At 40.0% G+C, this 22743-nt stretch carries 22 protein-coding genes and 1 tRNA gene; 6 read left to right on the forward strand and 17 right to left on the reverse strand.

Annotated features, from left to right (window positions below):
- From N523_RS0115590 to N523_RS0115610, 5 genes are all read right to left on the reverse strand, one after another.
- A tRNA-Gly gene (locus N523_RS0115590) sits at positions 1–76 on the reverse strand.
- Positions 77–215: 139 nt separating this feature from the next.
- On the reverse strand, positions 216–761 hold the full coding sequence (gene pgsA / locus N523_RS0115595; RefSeq protein WP_036950633.1) for a CDP-diacylglycerol--glycerol-3-phosphate 3-phosphatidyltransferase: 546 nt from the start codon (positions 759–761) through the stop codon (positions 216–218).
- A gap of 42 nt (positions 762–803) precedes the next feature.
- Positions 804–2627 (reverse strand): excinuclease ABC subunit UvrC, encoded by a 1824-nt coding sequence (gene uvrC / locus N523_RS0115600; RefSeq protein WP_013464593.1) that lies wholly within the window; start codon positions 2625–2627, stop codon positions 804–806.
- Positions 2628–2636: 9 nt separating this feature from the next.
- Positions 2637–3287, reverse strand: coding sequence for a UvrY/SirA/GacA family response regulator transcription factor (gene uvrY, locus N523_RS0115605; RefSeq protein ID WP_016899482.1), 651 nt, complete (start codon positions 3285–3287; stop codon positions 2637–2639).
- Positions 3288–3454: 167 nt separating this feature from the next.
- On the reverse strand, positions 3455–4606 hold the full coding sequence (locus tag N523_RS0115610; protein WP_016899481.1) for a dicarboxylate/amino acid:cation symporter: 1152 nt from the start codon (positions 4604–4606) through the stop codon (positions 3455–3457).
- A gap of 377 nt (positions 4607–4983) precedes the next feature.
- On the opposite strand from N523_RS0115610, the gene cysK reads away from it, so the two are divergent.
- A complete protein-coding gene (cysK, locus tag N523_RS0115615; protein ID WP_028835324.1) occupies positions 4984–5952 on the forward strand; it encodes a cysteine synthase A in 969 nt (322 codons plus the stop codon).
- 145 nt (positions 5953–6097) lie between these two features.
- Positions 6098–6547 carry a hypothetical protein gene (locus N523_RS0115620; RefSeq protein ID WP_013464590.1) on the forward strand — a complete coding sequence of 150 codons (450 nt, stop codon included), beginning with the start codon at positions 6098–6100 and terminating at the stop codon, positions 6545–6547.
- A 126-nt stretch (positions 6548–6673) separates the two neighbouring features.
- On the opposite strand, the gene N523_RS0115625 is transcribed toward N523_RS0115620, so the two are convergent.
- From N523_RS0115625 to N523_RS0115660, 8 genes are all read right to left on the reverse strand, one after another.
- The gene (locus N523_RS0115625; RefSeq protein WP_028835325.1) at positions 6674–8950 is read right to left on the reverse strand and encodes an acyl-CoA dehydrogenase; all 2277 of its coding nucleotides are present in this window, start codon (positions 8948–8950) and stop codon (positions 6674–6676) included.
- 213 nt (positions 8951–9163) lie between these two features.
- Entirely contained in the window at positions 9164–9952 is a 789-nt protein-coding gene (locus tag N523_RS0115630; RefSeq protein WP_013464588.1) for a putative porin, read from the reverse strand.
- A gap of 208 nt (positions 9953–10160) precedes the next feature.
- Positions 10161–10535 (reverse strand): PH domain-containing protein, encoded by a 375-nt coding sequence (locus N523_RS0115635; RefSeq protein ID WP_013464587.1) that lies wholly within the window; start codon positions 10533–10535, stop codon positions 10161–10163.
- Entirely contained in the window at positions 10535–11443 is a 909-nt protein-coding gene (locus tag N523_RS0115640; RefSeq protein WP_028835326.1) for an ABC transporter ATP-binding protein, read from the reverse strand. The genes N523_RS0115635 and N523_RS0115640 overlap by 1 nt, the downstream gene beginning before the upstream one ends.
- Complete coding sequence (locus N523_RS0115645) at positions 11440–12267, reverse strand: ABC transporter permease (RefSeq protein WP_024601640.1); 828 nt, start codon at positions 12265–12267, stop codon at positions 11440–11442. The genes N523_RS0115640 and N523_RS0115645 overlap by 4 nt, the downstream gene beginning before the upstream one ends.
- A 143-nt stretch (positions 12268–12410) precedes the next feature.
- A complete protein-coding gene (locus N523_RS0115650) occupies positions 12411–13589 on the reverse strand; it encodes a cystathionine beta-lyase (protein WP_013464584.1) in 1179 nt (392 codons plus the stop codon).
- 3 nt (positions 13590–13592) lie between these two features.
- Positions 13593–14519, reverse strand: a complete 927-nt coding sequence (gene nudC, locus N523_RS0115655; protein WP_028835327.1) for an NAD(+) diphosphatase — start codon at positions 14517–14519, stop codon at positions 13593–13595.
- Between the two features lie 187 nt (positions 14520–14706).
- Entirely contained in the window at positions 14707–15201 is a 495-nt protein-coding gene (locus N523_RS0115660; RefSeq protein ID WP_028835328.1) for a LabA-like NYN domain-containing protein, read from the reverse strand.
- A 139-nt stretch (positions 15202–15340) separates the two neighbouring features.
- Between N523_RS0115660 and N523_RS0115665 the strand changes: the two genes are divergently transcribed.
- Together N523_RS0115665 and N523_RS0115670 are read left to right on the forward strand one after the other, a co-directional pair.
- Positions 15341–15964 carry a hypothetical protein gene (locus N523_RS0115665; protein ID WP_028835329.1) on the forward strand — a complete coding sequence of 208 codons (624 nt, stop codon included), beginning with the start codon at positions 15341–15343 and terminating at the stop codon, positions 15962–15964.
- Positions 15964–16710: a DUF3307 domain-containing protein gene (locus tag N523_RS0115670; protein ID WP_028835330.1), complete on the forward strand. Its 747-nt coding sequence runs from the start codon at positions 15964–15966 to the stop codon at positions 16708–16710. The genes N523_RS0115665 and N523_RS0115670 overlap by 1 nt, the downstream gene beginning before the upstream one ends.
- Before the next feature lie 70 nt (positions 16711–16780).
- Here the strand turns inward: N523_RS0115670 and N523_RS0115675 are convergent, their stop codons facing one another.
- The gene (locus N523_RS0115675; RefSeq protein ID WP_028835331.1) at positions 16781–18178 is read right to left on the reverse strand and encodes a DEAD/DEAH box helicase; all 1398 of its coding nucleotides are present in this window, start codon (positions 18176–18178) and stop codon (positions 16781–16783) included.
- A gap of 171 nt (positions 18179–18349) precedes the next feature.
- A complete protein-coding gene (locus N523_RS0115680) occupies positions 18350–19189 on the reverse strand; it encodes an isopenicillin N synthase family dioxygenase (protein WP_013464577.1) in 840 nt (279 codons plus the stop codon).
- A gap of 426 nt (positions 19190–19615) precedes the next feature.
- Between N523_RS0115680 and N523_RS0115685 the strand changes: the two genes are divergently transcribed.
- On the forward strand, positions 19616–20818 hold the full coding sequence (locus N523_RS0115685; protein ID WP_028835332.1) for a bifunctional alpha/beta hydrolase/OsmC family protein: 1203 nt from the start codon (positions 19616–19618) through the stop codon (positions 20816–20818).
- A gap of 70 nt (positions 20819–20888) precedes the next feature.
- Here N523_RS0115685 and N523_RS0115690 read toward each other — a convergent pair whose 3' ends face one another.
- Positions 20889–21635, reverse strand: coding sequence for an alpha/beta hydrolase (locus tag N523_RS0115690; protein WP_028835333.1), 747 nt, complete (start codon positions 21633–21635; stop codon positions 20889–20891).
- Positions 21636–21764: 129 nt separating this feature from the next.
- On the opposite strand from N523_RS0115690, the gene N523_RS0115695 reads away from it, so the two are divergent.
- Complete coding sequence (locus tag N523_RS0115695; RefSeq protein ID WP_008111621.1) at positions 21765–22088, forward strand: hypothetical protein; 324 nt, start codon at positions 21765–21767, stop codon at positions 22086–22088.
- Positions 22089–22123: 35 nt separating this feature from the next.
- On the opposite strand, the gene N523_RS0115700 is transcribed toward N523_RS0115695, so the two are convergent.
- A complete protein-coding gene (locus N523_RS0115700; protein ID WP_028835334.1) occupies positions 22124–22723 on the reverse strand; it encodes a pentapeptide repeat-containing protein in 600 nt (199 codons plus the stop codon).
- Positions 22724–22743: the final 20 nt, after the last annotated feature.

Here is a 22743-nt window from a genome sequence, read left to right on the forward strand (position 1 = left end):
TGGAGCGGCACACGAGGCTCGAACTCGTGACCTCGACCTTGGCAAGGTCGCGCTCTACCAACTGAGCTAGTGCCGCTTTGTTTATCTAGGGGGCTATGCCCTCTCAACACGGACGCATTCTACAGAGATTATTAAACGCGTCAACACAAAAAATGCTACTTTTGAACTGTTTGATTATTTTTTATCTAAAATGGTGCGTTATTAGACGTTTACAATCAATTTTTGGTCAATTCTGCCCATGCTGCAACTAAATATTGCATCATAGAACTGAGCGTTAAAAACGTCGCTATATAAAGTAAGCCATAGCTTAAATACATCATCCAGGTATCGTACTGCCAAATCAGGCCAATAATGGCTAACATTTGCGCTGCGGTTTTTAACTTACCCATATCGGATACAGCTACATTGCCGCGTTTGCCTTGCTCAGCCATCCATTCTCGTAGCGCCGATATAACAATTTCACGGCTTATAATAATAAGTGCAGGAATAGTCATATACAAAGATTGATAATGCTCAGATAAAGCAACCAAGGCAGCGCACACCATTACTTTATCAGCAACAGGGTCTAAAAACGCACCAAAAGGCGTTGATTGTTCAAGCTTACGCGCTAAATAGCCATCGAGTATGTCAGTGATTGAAGCAAGCCAAAAAATAAAGGCAGCAACAAAGAATGCCCATGAATAAGGCATATAAAATATCACCAAAAAAATGGGGATAAGAAAGAGTCTAAACGTTGTGAGTGTGTTTGGAATATTCCACATAACTACTTGGATATGTCTTTTTTTCTATATTCGCACATAGGGCTAGCCCTTGTCATGCAAATGGTTAAATATCTTCTCAGCCATGTCAGGACTGATCCCAGGAACTTTCTTTAGCTGTTCTATATTAGCAGCTTTTACGCCTTGCATGCCCCCTAAATATTTTAATAATGTTTGTCGACGCTTTGAACCAACGCCATCTATTTCTTCTAATAGCGACTGAGTTCGCTGTTTTTGACGCTTATTTCGATGTCCTGCAATAGCAAAGCGATGCGACTCATCGCGAATATGCTGAATTAAATGCAGTGCGGGTGCATCCGAATCCATAGGAATAGTTTTACGCCCACCGTCAATAAGTAAAGTTTCAAGGCCTGGTTTACGGCTAGTGCCTTTTGCAACCCCAACTAATAGTGGCATTTTTGCATGCGGCCAGTTTTCAAAGTATTGTTCTGCCCTACCTAATTGGCCTTTACCACCATCAATAAAAATAACATCAGGAATTTTATCTTCATCCACTAACTTGTTATAACGTTTGTTTAGTGCAAATTCCATAGCGGCGTAATCATCGCCACCGGTTATGCCCGTGACGTTGTAACGACGATATTCTTTATTGTTAGGCCCTTGAGAATCAAAGACAACACAACTGGCCACGGTGTTTTCACCCATGGTGTGGCTGATATCAAAACATTCCATGCGATTAATGTCGTCAAGACGCAAGGTAGCCTTTAATTGAGCATAACGCTTGTTTATAGAGTCTTGAGTGCTTTGCTTAACCGTAATACTATTTAATGCGTTTTTATTCGCTAACTGTAAGTATTGTGCTCGCTCACCACGAGTAACCACTTTAAGCGATACCTTACGTTCACTAATTTGAGTTAGTGCTTCGCTGAGCGCATCACTTTCTTCTATTTCAAATGGTAAGATGATTTCTTTGGCAATGCGTCCTGTTGCTCCCGGTGCTAAGTAATATTGGCCTAAGAAAGAGGTTAAGATTTCCTGCTCCTGTGAGTCTTTAGGCACCTTTGGAAAATAAGTTTTACTACCCAGCACTTTATGATCGCGGATCATTAATAGATGAATCCCATTTAAGCCATTTAAATGGGCAAAACCTACAACATCCATTTCAGCAAAATTACCTGAGATAGACTGCTGCTCCTGCATTTTACGCAATAGCATAATTTGGTCGCGAACTTTAGCTGCGAGTTCAAAATTAAGCTGCTCACTGGCTTTTTCCATTTTAGCGATAAGATCGGCTATTACTTCATGGGATTTACCGGTTAAAAATTTACGGACATAATCAACTTGCTGCGCGTATTCATCTTCAGAGACTTTATTAACACACGGCGCAGAGCAACGTTTTAATTGGTATTGCAAGCATGGCCGACTACGCGCACGGTAGTAAGCGTCTTCACATTGACGTACCGGAAATATTTTTTGCATTAAGCGCAAACTTTCTGATACGGCTCCAGCGCTTGGAAACGGGCCAAAATATTCGCCTTTTACTTTTCTGCTACCACGATGAAAGGCTAAACGAGGGTGCTTATGATTCGTGAGTAATATGTACGGGTACGATTTATCATCACGTAACAGAATATTATAACGTGGCTGATATTTCTTAATGAGGTTATTTTCAAGCAGAAGCGCTTCTGTTTCTGTATTAGTAAGTGTGACTTCAATATTACAAATATTACTCACTAAAACACGGGTTTTGCTGTCGGTAATGTTGCTGCGAAAGTAACTGCTCACCCGCTTTTTTAAACTTTTAGCTTTACCGACATAAATAACTTGGTTGTCATTATCGAGCATGCGATAAACGCCAGGCTCACTCGATAATGTTTTTAAAAACTGGGCATGATCAAATTCAGACATATATATCGACTAGTAAGAGATATCTATATCAATCATTTTGTAACGTATGGCTAAATGAGTAAGCTCGACATCGCCCCCTACGTTAAGCTTTTCAAACATACGATAGCGATAACTGTTTACTGTTTTAGAGCTTAAATTTAAGCGCTCAGCAATATCCTGTGCTTTTTCACCTTTGGTGATCATCAGCATAATTTGCAGTTCACGCTCAGACAAACTTTGAAATGGGTTTTCATCAGTTCGCCCAGTAACCTGCGCAAGCGCAATTTGCTGTGCTATTTCTGGCGCAATATAACGTTGCCCTGCATGCACGCAACGTATAGCACGCACCATTTCATCAGATCCTGCCCCCTTGGTTAAAAAACCATGAGCACCAATTTGCATAACCTTGCTCGGAAATGGGTCTTCACAATTAACTGTAAGCACAATAATTTTTACATCGGGACAATAACGGCAAATCTTTTTAGTTGCCTCAAGCCCGCCCATACCAGGCATGTTCATATCCATTAATACTATATTTGGCGCATGTTGACGACAAAACTGCACAGCCTCTTCGCCTGTTTTAGCTTCACCTATTACTTTAAAACCACGTATGTCATCAAGAATACGTCTGATCCCTGTGCGCACAAGTTCATGGTCATCAACTAAAAGTACGTTAATCAATGGAACACCCTCACTAGCCTAATAAGATGCAAGTTAACAAAATTAATTTTCAACATTAGCATAGATACGACGAAACCATAACTAATATTATGCTTTCGCCGTCGGTCGCTATGACCCAATATTGTCAAAGCGTATTTACCTATCGTAGGTAAATACACCATAGTGATTTAAGCTGAGGCTTTTTCACTAAAACGGTCTACCCACAAAGCAATGATACCGTCGCCAGTTACATTACACGCAGTGCCGAAGCTATCTTGTGCAAGGTACAGCGCAATCATTAGTGCCACTGCACCTTCGTTGAAACCAAGCATACTAGTTAGTAAACCTAACGCCGACATTACCGCGCCACCTGGGGCACCTGGTGCAGCAATCATAACCACACCTAGCATCATAATGAATGGCAGCATAGCCATTAGTGAAGGTACTTCCATGCTAGGCGATAAAAACATCACAGCCATAGCACAGGTAACTATTGTAATTGTTGAACCTGATAGATGAATAGTGGCACATAATGGGACTGTAAAGTTAGCTACATCTTCTTTAACATTATTTGCTTTACTTGATTGCAAAGAGACTGGAATGGTTGCCGCGCTCGACATGGTTCCTAATGCAGTAAAGTACGCAGGTAGCATGTTTTTAATTAGCTCAATAGGATTACGCTTAAGTAATAGGCCCGATACAATATAAAGCACACTCAACCATAACCAATGCATCACTAATGCGGCAATGAGTACTACACCAAAGGCCTGTAATGTATCAACAACGGTACCTGCCACGGTCATTTCAGCAAACACACCAGCAATGTAAAACGGTAATGCTGGGATAATTACTTTAGCAAGTAAACCATCTATAATATCGCGCCCTTGATCAGACACCGTTTTTAATGTGTCTAAACCTAGCTGGCTCATACCAATACCAAATACAAATGCTGTGACTAAAGCAGTCATTACACCCATTAATGGTGGAATTTCTAAGTCAATAAAGCTACCTACCTCGGTGACTGCTTCAGCTTCAAATGAAATTCCACCGCTTAGGAACGGAATAATCGCTGTGACTAATAAAAACGCTAAGGTACCGGCAATAATTGTTGAGCCGTAAGCAAAACCAACCGTTTTTCCCAGTAAATGCCCTGAACCTTTAGGAAGCCCGGCAATCCCAGAGGCAATAAAAAACAAAATAATCAGTGGAATTGTAAAACTAATAAGCTGGCCAATAAGCTCTTTTACTGTGTATAAAAGCTCAACGCCAGTTAAGGGAATATAGAGTCCGACTAAAATACCGGCCACAATACCGGCAATTAATTTTAAGATTAACTTCATGGTGATTACTTTATTGAATTTAGATAATGTGTTTTTATCATGTTTTGAATAGTTTGTGTCAATAAACTGTTCAACCGCAGTTCATTTGCACAATTAACCAACAAAATATAAGTATGTAGTGTTGATTTGTTTAAATAACGACTACATAAACAAAAAATACAGTACAAAGTTAAAAACGAACAAATGGCTTCAAGTTCACCTTTTTAATAACTAAAAAAATAACAGGTTGAGTTTTTAGTTCAATCCGTTATAAGCGGAATTAATATATGTTATAGCCAAAGCTTACTTTAACTTTTTTTATCTCACAGTAAAGTAGGCTTATAAAGTTAACAGGCTAGCTGTTAATGTGTTGATCAGATTGTACCTAAAGGAACATTATGTCTACTATTTTTGAAGATAACTCACTAAGCATCGGTAACACACCGTTGGTAAAACTTAACCGTGTTACAGGTGGGAATGTATACGCTAAAGTTGAGTCGCGTAACCCAAGCTTTAGTATTAAATGCCGTATTGGTGCATCGATGATTTGGGAAGCTGAAAAATCAGGTCAACTTACCAAAGATAAAGAGCTTATAGAGCCAACATCAGGTAACACGGGCATTGCACTGGCATTCGTAGCAGCCTCACGCGGCTACAAATTAACGCTTACAATGCCAAACACCATGAGCTTAGAACGTCGCAAGCTATTAAAAGCACTCGGTGCTAATCTTGTACTAACAGACGGTGCTAAAGGTATGAACGGTGCTATTGCTAAGGCCAAAGAAATTCAAGCATCAGCCCCTGAAAAGTTTATTTTATTACAACAATTTGAAAACCCTGCAAACCCTAAAATTCACTTTGAAACAACTGGCCCAGAAATCTTTGATGCACTTGATGGCAAAATCGATTTCTTTGTTGCAGGCGTTGGTACTGGTGGAACTATCACAGGTGTAAGCCGTTATCTTAAAAAAGAAAAAGGCTTAAATGTAAAATCAATCGCTGTAGAGCCAAGCCACTCTCCGGTAATTAGCCAAACACTTGCTGGTGAAGAAGTAAAACCTGGGCCACATAAGATTCAAGGTATTGGTGCAGGCTTTATTCCTGGGAATTTAGACCTATCAATAATTGATGGTGTAGAGCAAGTCTCTAATGAAGAATGTATAGCAATGTGTCACGAGCTAATGAAAAAAGAAGGGATTTTAGTTGGTATTTCATCAGGTGCAGCTGTGGTTGCAGCGAAACGTATTGCTGAACGTCCTGAAAATGCAGATAAAAATATTGTGGTTATTTTGCCAAGTGCAACAGAGCGTTACTTATCAAGCCCGATGTTTGACGAAGAGTTTAGCGAACAAGAGCTTGTGCAATAATCAAGCGTTCTGATTAAAAAAGGATGTTTTTTAACATCCTTTTTTATTGCTTTTTTAATAAGTTACTATCTATTTAGTCCACTCCTCTTTACATCTTCTCCATTCCATCACACACTTTATGTATAAGTAATCAACCTGACCAAATATGAAAACAATTTTAACCATTTTTGTGCTCATTTTTAGTATTTTGATCGTTGGCTGTAATGAAAATACTAAACCTAAAGAGCAGTATATTGACAATGATCGTCCAGGCGACACTGCTACTGTGTATTTTGATGCGCTTTATAACCAGCATAACTTGCAAAAAGCCAGCGATTTCGCAACACCTAAATTAGCCCGCATAATGAAATCGTATGGGACGGCAAAACAGTTTGCGCGTAGTCTTATTAATTTACAGTACGATGAAGTTGTGATTGAAATTGATATGTCAAATTCAAGCCTGCGAGAACAGTATGGCAATCAGGCTAAAATAAACATTGTGTTTACCGGTTATTTTAATGGTAAAAAAATCGATGATTTCCGCAGCATCGAAATGCTTAAAATAAAAGGTAAGTGGTACGTAGATAAAATCATCGCCGATCCTTACGGGCGCTGATCAGTCATTCAAAGCCTTAGTAACGATAACCGTATATTCGAGCTTAAAAAATACACAACATAAAAAAAGCCTTAAATCATAAATTTAAGGCTTTTTTATTATCTTCTTTATTATTATAACTCAGCGTTAGATGTCTTCTGGTTTAAAGTTATCAACCGCAATAGCCTGCATTCTTAGCTTATTAGCATGATGCATTGCCTCACCATCAACTTTAGTTACTAACTCATGTTCAAGTGCGTAATCAATCGCTTGTTCAATATCATAGGTGGCAGGCACCTTGCCTTTTCGTTGCCACTGTTTCAACTGCTTAAATTGATTGTGCATATCGTGCATTGCTAAGAAAGCATTTTCCATAACACCCGTTCCGGCATTTTCATCCACATAACACAAATGGGTAAGTCTATTTCTAAATACCCCTGGTTGAGTCATGTGCTCGCAAATACGCTGGGCAATCGCATCACTTGGTTTGTGATAATGGTTACCTAATGGAAAAACAATACGCTTAAGTGCAAAGTTAATCACTGGATTAGAAAAGTTTTTAAAGAAGCCATCAAATGCTTGGCCTATTGCATATAACGATGTCTCTATAGCATATTTTACAAAAGGCAAATCAGCTTGTTGACGCCCTTCATCTTCAAAACGCTTTAATACCGTGGATGCAATATATAAATGACTTAACACATCGCCTAAACGTGCCGATATCATTTCTTTACGTTTAAGTTCACCACCTAACATCAACATTGCAACATCCGTTGTGAACGCCAATCCTCGGCTCATTCTACCTAATTGTTTATAGTAGACGGCCGTCTCTCCACATACAGGCGCTTTAGCAAAGTAGCTGCGAGTTAAACCATGCACCAAGGCCATACTTGCATTACTCAGTGCAAATACAATGTGCTTCATTAACAAGCCATCAAATTGCTCAAGTGCAGCATCATCGTCATCCATTGCTGCAACTTCCATTTCTTTTAACACAAAAGGATGACAACGGGTTGCACCTTGGCCAAATATCATAAGGTTACGGGTAAGAATATTGGCGCCCTCTACGGTAATAGAGACGGGAATACCCATATAACCGTGTGCTAAATAGTTATTAGGCCCAACCTGAATCCCTTTACCTGCATGAATGTCCATTGCATCATTCATTACCGTTCGACCCATTTCGGTCATGTGGTACTTTGCAATAGCAGTCACTACTGACGGGCTAAGTTTTAAATCAATTGCACCTGCGGTCATTAATCGGCATGATTCCAATGCATAAGTTAACCCGCCAATACGTGCCAACCCTTCTTGTACGCCTTCAAATTGCCCAATTGACACGCCAAACTGTTGGCGTACAACCGTATAAGCCGAAGTCATCTTAGCTGCCAAGTGCCCTGTTGCAGTGCTTAATGCCGGTAATGAAATACCACGCCCTGCGCTTAAACACTCTACTAGCATGCGCCAACCGCGCCCTGCCCCTTGCTGGCCACCTATAATCCAATCAAGCGGAATAAATACATCCTTACCGTACGTTGTGCCATTCATAAACGCCATGTTAAGTGGGTAATGACGCTCGCCTGTTTTAACACCTGGGTGATTAGTTGGAATAAGTGCACACGTTATTCCGAGCTCTTTTTCATCGCCTAACAATCCATCTGGATCGTACATTTTAAATGCAAGACCTAACACAGTCGCCACAGGCGCAAGGGTAATGTAACGTTTTGACCAATTTAAACGCAGTCCCAACACTTCCTTACCATCATGCTCGCCTTTGCACACCACGCCTGAATCTGGGATACTGCCAGCATCAGAGCCAGCCTCTGGGCCCGTTAATGCAAAACAAGGTACATCGTCGCCTTTTGCAAGGCTAGGTAACCAACGATTTTGTTGCTCAGTTGTTCCGTAATGCAGTAATAACTCACCAGGACCTAAGCTATTTGGTACCATGACCGTTACGGCGGCCGTTAAGCTTTTAGTCGCAATTTTTGACACTATCGTAGAGTTAGCAATAGCAGAGAATTCAAGACCCCCAAATTTTTCAGGGATGATCATTGCAAAAAACCCTTCGGTTTTTAAAAAGTCCCAAACCTCTTTAGGTAAATCTTTGTCTTTTTGTACAATTTTATAGTCATCAAGCATGGCTAATAAAGTTTCAACTTGATTATCTATAAATGCAGTTTCTTTTTCACTTAACTTAGGGCGCGGATAATTATGTAATTTTTGCCAGTCAGGCTCACCACTAAATAACTCGCCATCCCACCAAACATCGCCCGCTTCCATGGCTTCTCGCTCTGTTTGCGATAATGGCGGCAACACCTTTTTAAACATCTTAAAAGTAGGTCGAGTAATTAAATTAAGGCGGATATCTTTAATCGCAAACACCACGACCACCACAACCAGTAATATAATAAATACTGACATGAGCACATTCCTTTTACAGTTATAAAAACACTGATTTAATTATGACCGATCTTAATTTAAATACAATGGGCTGTCAGACGAGTGCCACTAAATGATGAAGTTATTCTATTGCGATTAAAATATAACGATGAGTAAAGTCACTAATTTATTACACACAGCAAAAAGCCCACAAAATGTGGGCTTTTTACTACTTAACTGGTTTTAATTATTTAATTAAAACTGAAAACGCATGTTAGCAAAGTAAGCATCGTTATCTGAGTCATCTGCGTTGTTGCCGTAACCCACTTTTAAACCAATGTTTTTATTGATGAAGTGTTGAGCACCAAAGCTGTAGTTGTCTTCTTTATCGTAAGCTGCAAATACAGAAGTCGCTTTAGAGAAGTAGTAGTTTGTTTCTACGTTCCATTGATCATCTGCTTCGTCAAGGCTTACAAATGTACCTTCTACTGTTAAGTAGTTACCTTGTTGTAAATCAACAAAGTATTTAGCAGCTACTGAACGAGAATCAAAATCATCATCTGATTCTACAGTGATACCTACGTAATCTGTATCGTTTAGCATGTGGTTGTATGCTAAAGAAAAGAATGTAACGTTATCACCATCTTTTTGATCAACAAATCTTACTTTTGCAAGTAAGTCAGGGTTGAAGAAGTAACCAGCAGAAAGTGTGTATGACTCGTTGTTAGAGTTGTAATCAGCATTTTGGTAAGACGCACCAACAACAAAATCTTCAACGAAGTATTCACCACCAATAGCAGTCACATCGCCAAAATCGTCATCAGCGTAGCCACCAAATACGTTGCTTTGCTTGTTAATGTATTCGAATTGGTCGTATGGACCTAGTGTGCTCTTTGGAGAGAAGTAGTAAGTAGAGTCCACGCTGATAGTATCGTTGTTATCAGTATCTGTGTAGCCTAAGTTACTGATTGATTGATAGCTATCTGCAGCGTGTGCAGCACTTGATAATAAAAGACCTGAAATAATAATTGCTAACTTTTTCATAATGAAACATCCCTATGTACATTGTTTTTGTACTTTAACTACATTGCTAAAGTGGGGGTATGCTAACGCCGCGAAACTGAACGAAAACTGAATCAAGCAATTGTATTTGTTAGGGAATTTGTAAGAAAGTGTTGGAGTAATTTATGTTAAAGTAATCGCAACAAGCTGTAAACAATTACTTTAATTTTACACCGATTTTTGTTTGTTTCTATAATGAATACTGGCTGATTATCCTATAAACATCATTTATGTTATCACCTGCTTTAAAGTCCTTGCTAATAGGCGTTGGATCTGAACCTACCCATATTTTTAACTCGGCGTCTAAATCAAAGTGCCCCGCACTCTCTTTACTGAATTTAGTAATTTTAGAATAGGCAATACTGATCATTTCCATTTTAGACCCTGTCACGCCTTGCTTATCGATTAAAATAAGTCGCTTATTAGTAAAGATAAACATATCACGGACAACTTTATACGCTTTTTCAACTTGCTCACCTTCAATAAGGGTATTTGCCAACACTTTCTCTAAATCAGCGTCATCCACTTCACTGGCATTACCCATTAAACCACTAAATAGTCCCATTATAGTTTCTCCTGTTTAAATATTTGATTTTCTAATGTATGGCCATTTACTAACTGCCGATACTGCCAATTATGTTGGCGACAAAATTGCAATAATGCTATATCGAGCGGATCACTGGTTGGTTGATACTCAATCACGTACTCTTTGTGCTGGCTCATATAAACACGACTCACCCCCTCAAGTGCTTGGAGTTGTTGCTCCACATTTTGATACACGTCGCTAAGCATTAAGGTGTAAAAGTGCTTATCGGTGTTCACTGCTTTAGTTTGGTGCTCGCTTAATACGCCTTTATCCAAATGGAGTACTTGGGAACACAGTCGTTCTAATTCAGTTAAATCATGTGAACTTAAAATAAACGTCGCTTGGTCACTTAACTGAGATACCAACTCGCGCACTTCTCTGGCATGAATAGGATCAAGCCCTGCCGTGGCTTCATCTAACATTACAATTTGTGGTGAGCCAATTAATGCTTGCGCTATGGTTACACGCTTGCGCATACCGTGGGATAAATCCCCAGCGCGGTATTTTGCAATTTCGCTAAGGCCCACTAAATCAAGCACACGAAGTGCCTCTACGTGGCTTTGCTTAGTACTCATGCCTTGTAGCTTGGCATAAAAACTAAGTTGTTTATCTATATTAAAACGCGGATCAAGCTGGGCATCTTGCGGTAATGCACTCACTTTATTAAATAAAGCAGCGCTGCCTGGTTTATGGCCGAGTATTTCAAGCTCTCCCATGCTAGGGGCTATATAGCCGCACAGCAAACTAAATAAAGTAGTTTTTCCTGCGCCATTAGGGCCAACAAGCGCAACGGGAGCACCTTTTTGAATCTCAAAATTCACATTATTAAGAGCCAGTTTTGAGCCGTACGATTTACTTAAATTACGCCCTGTGATTAATGATTTCATAGTGAGCTCCTTGCAAAAACACGTTGCGCAACCACAAGTAGCACCGCTGTTTGCACAAGCGGAATAGCCAATGCACTCAATAGCGGTAAGTTCTGTCCCGCTAATAACTCTATTTGCACACCAGGGAATAAATAATCAAGCACACTTAATGCGGGTATTTGCCACTCCAGCAATCCAACAATAATGCCACCGGCTGTAAAATATAAAATGGCTAACACAATAGATAAGCGAGATGAGCTCGCAAAAGTATTAATCAAACTCATTAACGCAACAAACGGCGCAAAAGTAACAATGAGAATTAAAAATATTGAAACTGCACGGCCAACGCCACCAGCAAGTAAGCTCGGATCGCGAAACCCGAGCACCGCCAATGTCGCTACCAATGTAATGCCAACTAAACAGGTTAGTACCGCTAACTGCCCTAAAAATCGACCAAAGAGTATTTCAAAGCGGGTTGAGCGCAGTGATAAAAACCTTAAAGTCCCCCTCTCTCTGTCACCCACAGTTTGATCACTACAAATAAATAAGCTAAAAACAGGAAAACTATACAAAGCAATTAGCCAATACATAGCAAATTCGGCTTCAGGCCAATCAAGTAACTTATTTAATCCAATAGAGCCGGAAATATCACGGGCTATTTGTTCAAAATCGGGGGAGCTGATAATGCCCACTGCCTGCCCTATGGGGTAACGTAAAATAACAAGCCACACTAGCGCAAAAGCCGCCAGTGCAATAAGTCCTCGTTTAGTTAAAAACATACGTACAAGCTCAAAACCCGCAATTTGAGTTAAGCGCCCTACGTTTATTGGTAATGGTGTTGCCATTGACTATCCTTAATGACGTTGTTCATGCTTTAAAATAAGCGTTATTTAACAACACTAAGTGTAAACACGTTGAATTGCTAGCAAAAAAAAGCCTACTCAGAGGTAGGCTTTGTAACAAATAATGTAATTTAAACAATTAGTAATTATAAATGTTGCTCATAAATAGCTAATGCTTGCTGTAAGTCGGCAATTAAATCTTCAGCATCTTCTAAGCCAATGTGCAAACGAATAACAGGTCCATGCTCCCATCCTGTTTGCGAGCGCAGCCCTTTCATTGATAGGTTTGCCGTTACTAAGCTCTCAAAGCCTCCCCAAGAAAAGCCCATTTTAAAATGCTGCAAGCTATCTAAAAAAGCATCAATGGCCTTTTGGTTACCGGTTTTCATTACAAACGAAAACAAACCATTACTACCGTCAAAATCGCGTTTGAAAAATTCATGCCCAGGACATGTTTCAAATGCTGGGTGGCGAATATGATCAACTAACTCGTGCTGCTCTAACCATTTAGCAACCTCAATAGCCGCTTTTTCATGCTGATTTAATCGCACCGCCATGGTACGCAAACCTCGTAGTGCTAAATACGCATCATCTGCACTGGTGCATTGCCCGAGTAAATAAGAGTGTTCACGAAGTGTTGGCCAATATTTTTTATTCGCTACAGCTACGCCCATCATCACATCTGAATGACCTACAATATATTTGGTTGCCGCTTGAATACTAATATCAACACCATGTTCAAGTGGGCGATAGTGCAAACCATTACCATAAGTGTTATCAAGCACCGTCATCACATTATGATCATTTGCCACTTGAACCATAGCGGGAACATCTTGAATTTCCATGGTAATTGAACCCGGAGATTCTAAAAACAACACTTTGGTATTGTCTTGAATGTACTCTTTTATATCTGCGCCAATCATGGGCGGATAATAGGTCGTAGTAATGCCCAGCCCCGCTAAAATCTTGTCGCAAAAATCACGGGTTGGCTCGTAAACAGTATCCACTATTAAAATATGATCACCGGACTTTAAAAACGATAACAATGTTTGGCTTATCGCTGCCGCGCCACATGGGTATAAGGCACAGCCTTCACCCCCTTCGAGTTCAGTAATTGCCTCTTGCAGGGCAAAATGCGTAGTGGTGCCACGACGGCCATAAAATAACGTTTTATCACCGCGTGTTTTAGCCGCTTCTTTAAGCTCACTCACAGAATCAAACACAATCGTTGAAGCGCGCTGTACCACAGGATTGACTACGCCATGGGTGTACGCTTTTTTGCGCCCTGATGAGACTAACTGAGTATTTTTATTTTTGCTCGACATGATTCATCCTTCTATCTGAGTACGCCAATATTCAATTAAATAACGCGAAATTGAATCAGCTCTAGGTAGCTTTAAATGCTCCCCTTGATGGTGCCAATCTTTAAATTGCGCAAGTTCTTCGCGAGAAAACCACTTTGCATCTTCAAGTTCATCTTGCTCTGTGCTTATTTCATCACTGCTTGCTGTGGCAATAAAACCTAGCATAATTGACGAAGGAAACGGCCAAGGTTGCGAAGCAATATATTCAGCTTTTTCCACAGTAATACCCGCCTCTTCTTTTACTTCTCGGATCACGGTTTGTTCAAGGGTTTCACCAGGGTCAACAAAGCCTGCAAGCGATGAATACAATCCTTTTGGCCAAGTTGCTTGGCGACCCAATAAGCAGCGTTCAATCCCATCAGAAAATGTTTTAGTTACTACCATAATAACCGCAGGATCGGTACGCGGAAAAGTCTGGTGCAAACACGCAGGATTGTCGCATAATCGAGAGTGACCCGCTTCAACTAAGTGATTTTTGGTACCACAACGACCACAAAAACTATGAGTGGCATGCCAGTAACACAACCCACGGGCAAGCGCTGCATTTGAGCCATCTTCAAGCGCCACCTGTGTACCAAACTGGCGAATATCTGCAAACTGGGCTCCATCAATAATCGTTGCTAATAACGACTCGTCGAGTGCGGTTACGTCTAGCGCAAATACGGCATTATCCTGCTCATTTGAACCTAAAAAAATAGCCTGCGTTAAATCTAAATGTGCCACCTGTAGGTAAGCCAAATACACCACCTCAGGGCTACTGTTAGCAAATAAGGTGTGATTGCCTTTAACTAAAAGCCATAAGCTGTCTGCTGTTTTTTTTGCGTCTACCCAAGTAGGGTCTTTGCGCGCATTTGAGCCTCTCTCTAATGGCATATTACTGTAGTTAAGCATGTAATTCCTTGATACTAATTGATTCTTAAAATTACCATAATCATCCACTAAACCCAATTTATTACCGCCATAAAAAAAGCCTAAATTAGGCTTAATTAATCTATGCACCCGCTGTATTAAAAATGCTCATGTTGAAGGTGGGCATTCTGCTCAAAATTAAACCGAACCAACGCAGCGCTTATACTTTTTAAAGTAGTAACTGATTGTCAATTAAATGAAATTGCTCAGCACTTTGCTTAAGTACCTCTGCGGTTAATTTATCAGCACCGTATACATCACACGGAACATTGTATTGATTTTTTAAGTGCCCAAGTAATAACGCAAAGTCACCGTCACCCGAGAGTAAAATAACCTTATCAAGCTGCTTTCCCTGCTCTAGCATATCTATGGTTATACCTACATCCCAATCGCCTTTGGCACTGCCGTCACGGCGTTGAATAAAGGGTTTTAGTTTTACTTCAAAGCCAATAGCGCGCAAAATATTTTGAAACTGATTTTGCTTTTCATCACCTCGGTATATTGCATAAGCAAACGCACATTCAATATCGTATTGTTGCTCTATCATTCGCCAAAAGGCATTGTAATCAAAGTTTTTACCGTAGCTTTCGCGACAGGTGTAATAAATATTTTGTACATCGACAAAAATACCTACACGAGGTTTACTGCTTTGTTGTAAGGTCATTATTATGTCCTAATGAGTAATACTTGCAATTGCGTGTTAAGTAACCTAAATTAGTTACCAAACCCAATGTAACCAAATACGGTTACATTTTAAGATGTAACCAAAATTAGTTACATATAAATAATCTATCTGGATTTATATGATTGGTGTGATCAGCGGCGATATAATTAAATCGCAAAAAATACCTAAACAACAATACGATGCCATGCTTTATCAGCTAGAGCAAAGTTTACGTGCAAATTGTAATAAAACAACATCTTGGGATATTTACCGTGGGGATGCATTTCAGCTGCAAGTAGGAAAAAGTGAACGGTTAGTTACCACCGCTATTCTTATCTATCTACAGCTCAAATCTGCCGGCTATGAATTGCGCCAAAGCATGGCATTGGGACACATAGATAACCCTGGTACGAGTATAAAAACCGCTACAGGCTCTGCGTTTACTCTCTCTGGTCATGAGCTAGATAAAATGACAAACCAGCGCTTTACATTTGCTATTGCAAAACAACCAGTTGATGAGAGCTTTAAGCTAAACCTAGCGTTTGTTGATGTATTGCTGTGTAAAATAACTCAAAAACAAGCAAACGCTTTGTATGCGTATTTAACCCATACTAATAACAACCATGCTGCCTTAGCTAAAGAGCTCAACACCAGCCGAGAAAACGTTACTAAGCTGCTAAATCTTGCTAACTATCAACTGATAGAGCGATTTATTTTACACACACAACAATGGCTTAAAAACATACAGCAAGGACATGACTGATGGAATTTTCACTATTACTCGTTGCACTGATTATTGGCCACTTACTCGCTGATTTTTATTGGCAACCCATGAGCTGGGTAAACGACAGAAACACCCGTCATTTTAAAGCAAAAAAACTTTACTACCATGTATTGGTTCACGGAGTTACCAGCGCTGTCGTTGTTGCACTTTGGGAATATAGCTTTGGCTGGCAACAACTAAGCAGCGTATTACTGGCCACCAGTATTATTATGATCAGCCACTACTTTATTGATATTGCAAAATCGTATTCAAATAAAGGCGTGGTGCCTTTTTTATTAGACCAAATTGCCCATATCACCGTCCTTGTTGTGATAAGCATTTGGCTCACTGATAATCAGCAATTTACTAACAATTTTATGGCGTTATTGTTCAACGAAAAAGTGCTGTGGGTTATAACTGGTTACCTTATTATTTTAAGTCCCAGTGCGGTATTTATAAGAATGATGTTAGAGCGTTTAACTAATCACTTTTCTAGTGATGGTAGCCTCCCTTTAGCAGGACAAAGTATTGGTATGCTCGAACGAGTACTTATGCTGACATTTATTTTATTAGATCAGTTTGCTGGGCTTGGGTTTTTAATTGCCGCCAAATCCGTGTTTAGATTTGGCGACTTAAGTGCCAGCAAAGATAAACAACTCACGGAATATGTGATGCTAGGCACGTTACTGAGTGTTAGCGTTACGCTGTTTGTTGGCCTAGGCATTAATTACTTACTGATAAATTAAAAACAAAAAAAGCGCTAACCTTAAAGCTAGCGCTTTTTTTGCAGCTGCGTTTAACTAAACGCAGTGACAATTAGTCGTTATTTGCTGGACGACGACGGCGCTGACCAGTGCCCCCTACCGATTGGCGTTTTGCCCAAGGGTTTTGTGCATTCTCGTCTGTTTTTGCTGCTGGCTTTTTAGAACCACCACGACGTGGGCCTGTACCATTGCCACCATTGTTAGGCTTTTTGCTATTAGGTTTGCTGCTATCAGATTTAGGCTTATTAAATGGTTGTTTTTTCTTTGGCTTTTTAGCAGGCAGTGGGCGAGCATCGAGTGCGCGCTCAGCAACAGGGTTAGCCGGTTCAAAGCCTTCTTCTTCAGCACGAGGAATTAACTCGCCAATAAAGCGTTCAATACCGTATAAATCCACTGCATCGTCGACCGTTACAAACGAAATGGCATGCCCTGATGCACCCGCACGACCAGTTCGGCCAATACGGTGAACATAATCTTCATATACATTAGGTAAGTCGTAGTTAACTACGTGTGGAAGCTCAACAATATCTAAACCACGAGCAACAATATCAGTTGCCACTAATACGCGCACTTCACCACTTTTAAAGCCTTCCAATGCTTTAACACGTGCGCCCTGAGATTTATTACCATGGATTGCTGCGCCAACAATATCATCACGTTCCAGTTGCTTAACTAAACGGTTAGCACCGTGTTTAGTACGGCTAAATACCAGTACTTGTTGCCAATTGTTGCTACGAATTAAATGGCTTAATAAGGCCGTTTTACGCGCTTTATCTACTGCGTACACGCATTGAGTCACGCTTTTAGCAGTCGTGTTTTTGGCAGCGACTGAAATTTCAACCGGATCGTTAATTAACCCTTTGGCCAATGCACGAATGTCGTCAGAAAAGGTTGCTGAGAACATTAAGTTTTGACGTTTTTCAGGCATTTTTGCAATTAAGCGTTTAATGTCGTGGATAAAGCCCATGTCTAACATACGGTCGGCTTCATCTAAAACCAGTACTTCAACGCTATCAAATTTAACCGCGTTTTGATTGTGTAAATCAATTAAACGCCCAGGTGTGGCCACTAAAATATCAACCCCTTTACGCAGGCGCTGCATTTGTGGGTTAATTTTTACACCACCGTAAACCACAAACGAACTCACATCAGAATGCTTAGCGTATTCTTCAACGTTTTCGCTTACTTGCAACGCAAGCTCTCGGGTTGGCGTTAAAATAAGCGCACGTACATGATTACTTTTTGCTTTAGTGCCCGACGATAAACGCTCAATTAGTGGCAAAGTAAAACCAGCGGTTTTACCGGTACCTGTTTGTGCTGCGGCCATTACATCGCGACGCGCAATAATTGCTGGGATAGCTTGAGCCTGAATAGGCGTTGGCGTTTCATAGCCCTTTTCTAAAACCGCATTAACTAAAGACTGTGATAAACCTAAACCATCAAAACTCATATAAACTCTCTATTTCAAATTAGGCCAAAGTGGCCAGTTGCGCGCATTATACCTTTAGTAGCTCAGAATGCATGCCATTATTTACTTTGTGTCAAATCAATACACACAAATACTAAAAAAGCGGCTAAACAGCCGCTTTTTATTTACCTGAGCATTACATATGCTAAAGGATTATTTTACACCTAGCTCACGTAAACGCTCTTGTAAGTAGCTATCTGCTGTGTAGCGTTCAGATAACACCACATCTGGACGAGGATGCAAAAACAAAGGTAATGAAATACGTGATTTGGTTGTTGCTTTACCTGATGGATTAATTACACGGTGAATCGTTGATGGGAAATAGCCACCTGATGCTTCTTGTAGCATGTCACCAATATTAATAATTAAACTACCAAAATCACATGGCACATCTAACCAACCGCCATCGGTTTTTTGTACTTGTAAACCTGGCTCGTTTGACGCTGGTAATACGGTTAATAAGTTAATATCACCGTGCGCAGCAGCACGAATAGCACCTGGCTCTTCATCACCTGTCATTGGCGGGTAATGTAAAATACGCAACAACGTTTGCTCAGACTGGGCAATCATATCTTTTAAATCGATAGAGAACTTAGCACGGACTTCTTCAGGCGCTTCAGCCTGAACCCAGCTTAATAATGTTGCCGCAAATTCATTAGCTAAACGGTAGTACTCACGCACATCAGCTTCTAATTGTGCAGGAACACGGCCTTTAGGATAAACATGAAAGTACTCTTTAATGTCTTTTACTGTATGGCCTTTAGCAACTTCTGATACCGACGGTGGAAAATAGCCATCTTGCGTTTCTTTTGAAAATAAAAACTCATGCTTTTGCTCTGAGTTAAAAAAGTCTTGCCAATTTTTATAAATAGACTCAACTAAAGATTGCGGAATAGGATGGTTTTTTAATACGCCAAAACCAGTATTTCTCAACGATTCAACAAATTGCGCAGCCGCATCGTCCGCTTTATAATCAACTGTAGGTAATTGCATGGTACATTCCAGTAAGTAGGTTGTTAGAAGCCATTTACCAATTCGCTTGAGTAAAGATCCATTAAATTAACTAAATATTACATGCTAACTACGCAAAAAAATTATATCTACTTGTTCTAGATAAGGTTTTTTAAACGCCGATAAACAACGACTTAATACATTAAATTAATCACAGGTTTATGCAAATTGGTATTACATTCAAATATAGCTGAACTACTTAATTCAAGTAATAAAGGCTGCATTTATATGCTGTGCGAGGATAGACAAACCCCCTTGAAATTATAAGGACATATGTCCGCACTTAATTGGCAAGCCCTTTCTAGCTTGATCGAGATCAAAATAATGCCAATATTGAATTTTCATCCCACCGTACCAATCTCTTATTTATCAGCACCACACACTTTATCAATTAGTTAAGGTATTCCCATGCGACAAAAAGTCTCTTTTAAAAGCGGTGAATTAGAACTTGCTGGACAACTTGAACAGCCCTCTGGTGAGGTGAAATTTTATGCCTTATTTGCCCACTGTTTTACCTGCTCTAAAGATGTAGCGGCTGCAACACGAATAAGCCGCGCACTCACTCAGCAAGGCATTGCTGTATTACGCTTTGATTTTACAGGGCTTGGTAATAGCGACGGTGACTTTGCCAACAGTAACTTTTCATCAAACATTCAAGACTTAGTGGCTGCTGCCAATCACTTAAGAACACACTTTAAAGCACCTCAGTTATTAATAGGTCACAGCTTAGGTGGTGCTGCGGTGCTTGCAGCAGCAGAGCATATACCCGAAGTGTCAGCTATTACGACTATAGGCGCGCCATCAGATGCCCAGCATGTTACTCATAACTTTGCTGCTCATTTAGGTGAAATAAACCAATCGGGTGAAGCAAAAGTGTGTTTAGCTGGGCGTGAGTTTACGATTAAAAAGCAATTTATAGATGACATCGCCAAATACGATAACAGCCATATAGGCAAGCTTAAGCGTGCTTTGTTGGTTATGCACTCTCCTATTGATGCCACCGTGAATATTAGTGAAGCCGAAAAAATTTACGCCGCTGCCAAGCATCCAAAAAGCTTTATAAGTTTAGATAATGCCGATCACTTACTCAGCAATAAAGAAGACGCTAACTACGCAGCCGATGTCATTGCTACGTGGGCTAATCGCTATGTTAAATACGAGAAAACACCCTATAGTGCAAAATTAACTAACGGCAGTGTATTAGTTGAAGAAAAAGATCATCAATTCACTCAGCACGTGAGTACTAAAAACCATACATGGCTTGCTGATGAGCCTACTGATGTTGGTGGTAAAAACTTAGGCCCAGACCCTTATGATCATTTACTCGCTGGGCTTGGAGCGTGTACTGCAATGACACTTCGCATGTATGCAAGTCGCAAAGAGTTACCGCTAGAGCATATAAAAGTAGAGCTTAACCATACCCGCAATTACAACCAAGATTGTGATGATTGCGAAAAAACCGGCAATCTAGAGGCCATTACCCGCAAAATAACCTTACAAGGAGATTTAACTGACGCTCAGCGAAATCGATTACTCGAAATAGCCGATAAATGCCCTGTGCATAAAACGCTACATAATAGCCCTTTGGTGGTGAGTGAATTAGTGGAGTGACTAAAACAAAGATAGCGCAGCTGTGGCTGCGCTATTTTTAGGATTTTAATTTAAAAGCTGACTGTACCGTTTAATTTTCTAAAAACGCCGCTACCTCTTTACTCATTCTATCCACCAGCCATTTAGGCCCGCCATCGTACATATCGTTATGACGTGATTCTGATATCAACGTTTGTGTAACAGGATAAACAGTTAACTCTTGGTCGGTTAAAAGCACGTTCACATCGGCTGGGTAATCACTACCTCGAAGTGTGAGCACATGTATGTTTTTATTGCGTGGCAATAACATGCGGCGGTGATCGAGCGTAATTAATTGGCTTACTTCATTTGGGTAAATAGCTGCATACAAGGCTGAGATATCTCCACCATTTGAGTGACCAAATAAAGTGAGTTTTGTAAAATCATACTCAGGGTATTTAACACTTAGCTCATTAACTAAAAATTTGAGTGTTACAACACCCCGGTGCCAATTTTCCATACGGGTAGTCAGGTATGGCTGCGCACCATTAAGTGCAGGGTCACTTTTAAGCTCATGCGCTACCGCAATGCTTAAATAGCCTTGCGCATTAAATAGCTTACTCGCAAAAGTGTATTCATTGTGGCTAATGCCATACCCTGCATTTACAAATACCACTGGGCATTTGACTTGCGCGCTGCACTTAAGGTGGTTAGTTGGTAGGGTAATATTTACAGGTATAGAGCGATTACGACTATCATCAATGATTGCATCGTCTTGGGCATAACTTGATGATGCAAATAGCATAGTGCTTAAAGTCAGTGCACTTAACATTAAACGCTTTTTTATAATTTTTAACATGCATTCCCTTGTATTACTTATACATTTTTAACTAACATTAATTTTTATTATAAAGGTTAGCGCGCGCCTTTGCTAATTTGTGCGATAATAGCGATTATTGTTTTACTATTATCGCAAAAGAATCCATTAATGAAATCATACAGCAGCATTGAACAACGCATCGACATTCTCCAAAGCAGAATTGAAGCCTACCAAGAAGAAATTAAAGTGTTACAAGCCGAGCCGAAAAGTAACAACGAACGGATTATTTTTAAGTTCATTGAAACCGGCAGTACAGGTAAAACCAAAGACTTTGTAAGAGAGCTTGGGATTAAATCACCGCGTGATAGCTTATATTCATCTGGTGATGTAACTAAACTGATTAAAGATGGCGCGGATGATATTTCGCCTGAGCTACTGAGCATAGCCCGCGCACTTGCTAGTGCACGTAACAAAAATGGCCCTGCTTGCTAATAGTAAATATACGTATTAGCCGTAAGCTCTTGCGGCTAATCAACCAGCTCGATATCAAGTCCAGCTAATAAATTTAACGCTTCAAACCGTTCAAACTTTGCATTACTCACATCATTGCTTGTTATATCAATATTAAATTGCGAAGCGCCTACAAAGTTCGCTTTATTAAGATTTGTATTATGAAACAAGCTATATCTAAAGTCAGTGTCCGAGAAGTTGCTTTGAGTTAAGTTAGCGTGCCTAAAATCAACATCTTTGGCAAAACAACTCGTCATTGTTAACGCTTTTAACTGTAATTCAAAAAACGAACTGTGGCTCAGCTCACACTGTTTAAAACTCACCGGTGACGTTAGCGCTAATTGCGGCCAATTTACTTGCCCCCACACTATGCTATTGAGCTTACAATTTGCAAAGCTCACCTCTTCTAGCGAGCTGTAATTCCAATTAAGTTCAGTCAAATTACAGTTAATAAATTCACACTCTATAAACCGACAGGCACTAAACTGGCTGTGACTAAAATCGCAATCAACAAACTGACATTGTTCAAACTCAATATCGCTAAAGCGCTTTGCATTTTCTGTAAAGTTTGAAAATGACTGATCAAAATAATGACTTTCTTTAAATAGCTCGCTCATAAAAATAAAGCACCTAAATT

Source organism: Pseudoalteromonas sp. 23_GOM-1509m, assembly GCF_000518425.1.
GTDB classification, from domain to species: Bacteria; Pseudomonadota; Gammaproteobacteria; order Enterobacterales; family Alteromonadaceae; genus Pseudoalteromonas; species Pseudoalteromonas tetraodonis.

What these genes read in the sequence shown, in the direction of transcription:
- N523_RS0115685 (WP_028835332.1), top strand. Translation starts at nt 19,616, where the DNA reads ATGCGACAAAAAGTCTCTTTTAAAAGCGGTGAATTAGAACTTGCTGGA.
- cysK (WP_028835324.1), top strand. Translation starts at nt 4,984, where the DNA reads ATGTCTACTATTTTTGAAGATAACTCACTAAGCATCGGTAACACACCG.
- N523_RS0115630 (WP_013464588.1), bottom strand. Translation starts at nt 9,952, where the DNA reads ATGAAAAAGTTAGCAATTATTATTTCAGGTCTTTTATTATCAAGTGCT.
- N523_RS0115660 (WP_028835328.1), bottom strand. Translation starts at nt 15,201, where the DNA reads ATGACCTTACAACAAAGCAGTAAACCTCGTGTAGGTATTTTTGTCGAT.
- nudC (WP_028835327.1), bottom strand. Translation starts at nt 14,519, where the DNA reads ATGCTTAACTACAGTAATATGCCATTAGAGAGAGGCTCAAATGCGCGC.
- N523_RS0115700 (WP_028835334.1), bottom strand. Translation starts at nt 22,723, where the DNA reads ATGAGCGAGCTATTTAAAGAAAGTCATTATTTTGATCAGTCATTTTCA.
- N523_RS0115675 (WP_028835331.1), bottom strand. Translation starts at nt 18,178, where the DNA reads ATGAGTTTTGATGGTTTAGGTTTATCACAGTCTTTAGTTAATGCGGTT.
- pgsA (WP_036950633.1), bottom strand. Translation starts at nt 761, where the DNA reads ATGTGGAATATTCCAAACACACTCACAACGTTTAGACTCTTTCTTATC.
- N523_RS0115665 (WP_028835329.1), top strand. Translation starts at nt 15,341, where the DNA reads ATGATTGGTGTGATCAGCGGCGATATAATTAAATCGCAAAAAATACCT.
- N523_RS0115635 (WP_013464587.1), bottom strand. Translation starts at nt 10,535, where the DNA reads ATGGGACTATTTAGTGGTTTAATGGGTAATGCCAGTGAAGTGGATGAC.
- N523_RS0115610 (WP_016899481.1), bottom strand. Translation starts at nt 4,606, where the DNA reads ATGAAGTTAATCTTAAAATTAATTGCCGGTATTGTGGCCGGTATTTTA.
- N523_RS0115625 (WP_028835325.1), bottom strand. Translation starts at nt 8,950, where the DNA reads ATGTCAGTATTTATTATATTACTGGTTGTGGTGGTCGTGGTGTTTGCG.
- N523_RS0115650 (WP_013464584.1), bottom strand. Translation starts at nt 13,589, where the DNA reads ATGTCGAGCAAAAATAAAAATACTCAGTTAGTCTCATCAGGGCGCAAA.
- N523_RS0115690 (WP_028835333.1), bottom strand. Translation starts at nt 21,635, where the DNA reads ATGTTAAAAATTATAAAAAAGCGTTTAATGTTAAGTGCACTGACTTTA.
- N523_RS0115640 (WP_028835326.1), bottom strand. Translation starts at nt 11,443, where the DNA reads ATGAAATCATTAATCACAGGGCGTAATTTAAGTAAATCGTACGGCTCA.
- uvrC (WP_013464593.1), bottom strand. Translation starts at nt 2,627, where the DNA reads ATGTCTGAATTTGATCATGCCCAGTTTTTAAAAACATTATCGAGTGAG.
- N523_RS0115620 (WP_013464590.1), top strand. Translation starts at nt 6,098, where the DNA reads ATGAAAACAATTTTAACCATTTTTGTGCTCATTTTTAGTATTTTGATC.
- N523_RS0115680 (WP_013464577.1), bottom strand. Translation starts at nt 19,189, where the DNA reads ATGCAATTACCTACAGTTGATTATAAAGCGGACGATGCGGCTGCGCAA.
- N523_RS0115645 (WP_024601640.1), bottom strand. Translation starts at nt 12,267, where the DNA reads ATGGCAACACCATTACCAATAAACGTAGGGCGCTTAACTCAAATTGCG.
- N523_RS0115670 (WP_028835330.1), top strand. Translation starts at nt 15,964, where the DNA reads ATGGAATTTTCACTATTACTCGTTGCACTGATTATTGGCCACTTACTC.
- N523_RS0115695 (WP_008111621.1), top strand. Translation starts at nt 21,765, where the DNA reads ATGAAATCATACAGCAGCATTGAACAACGCATCGACATTCTCCAAAGC.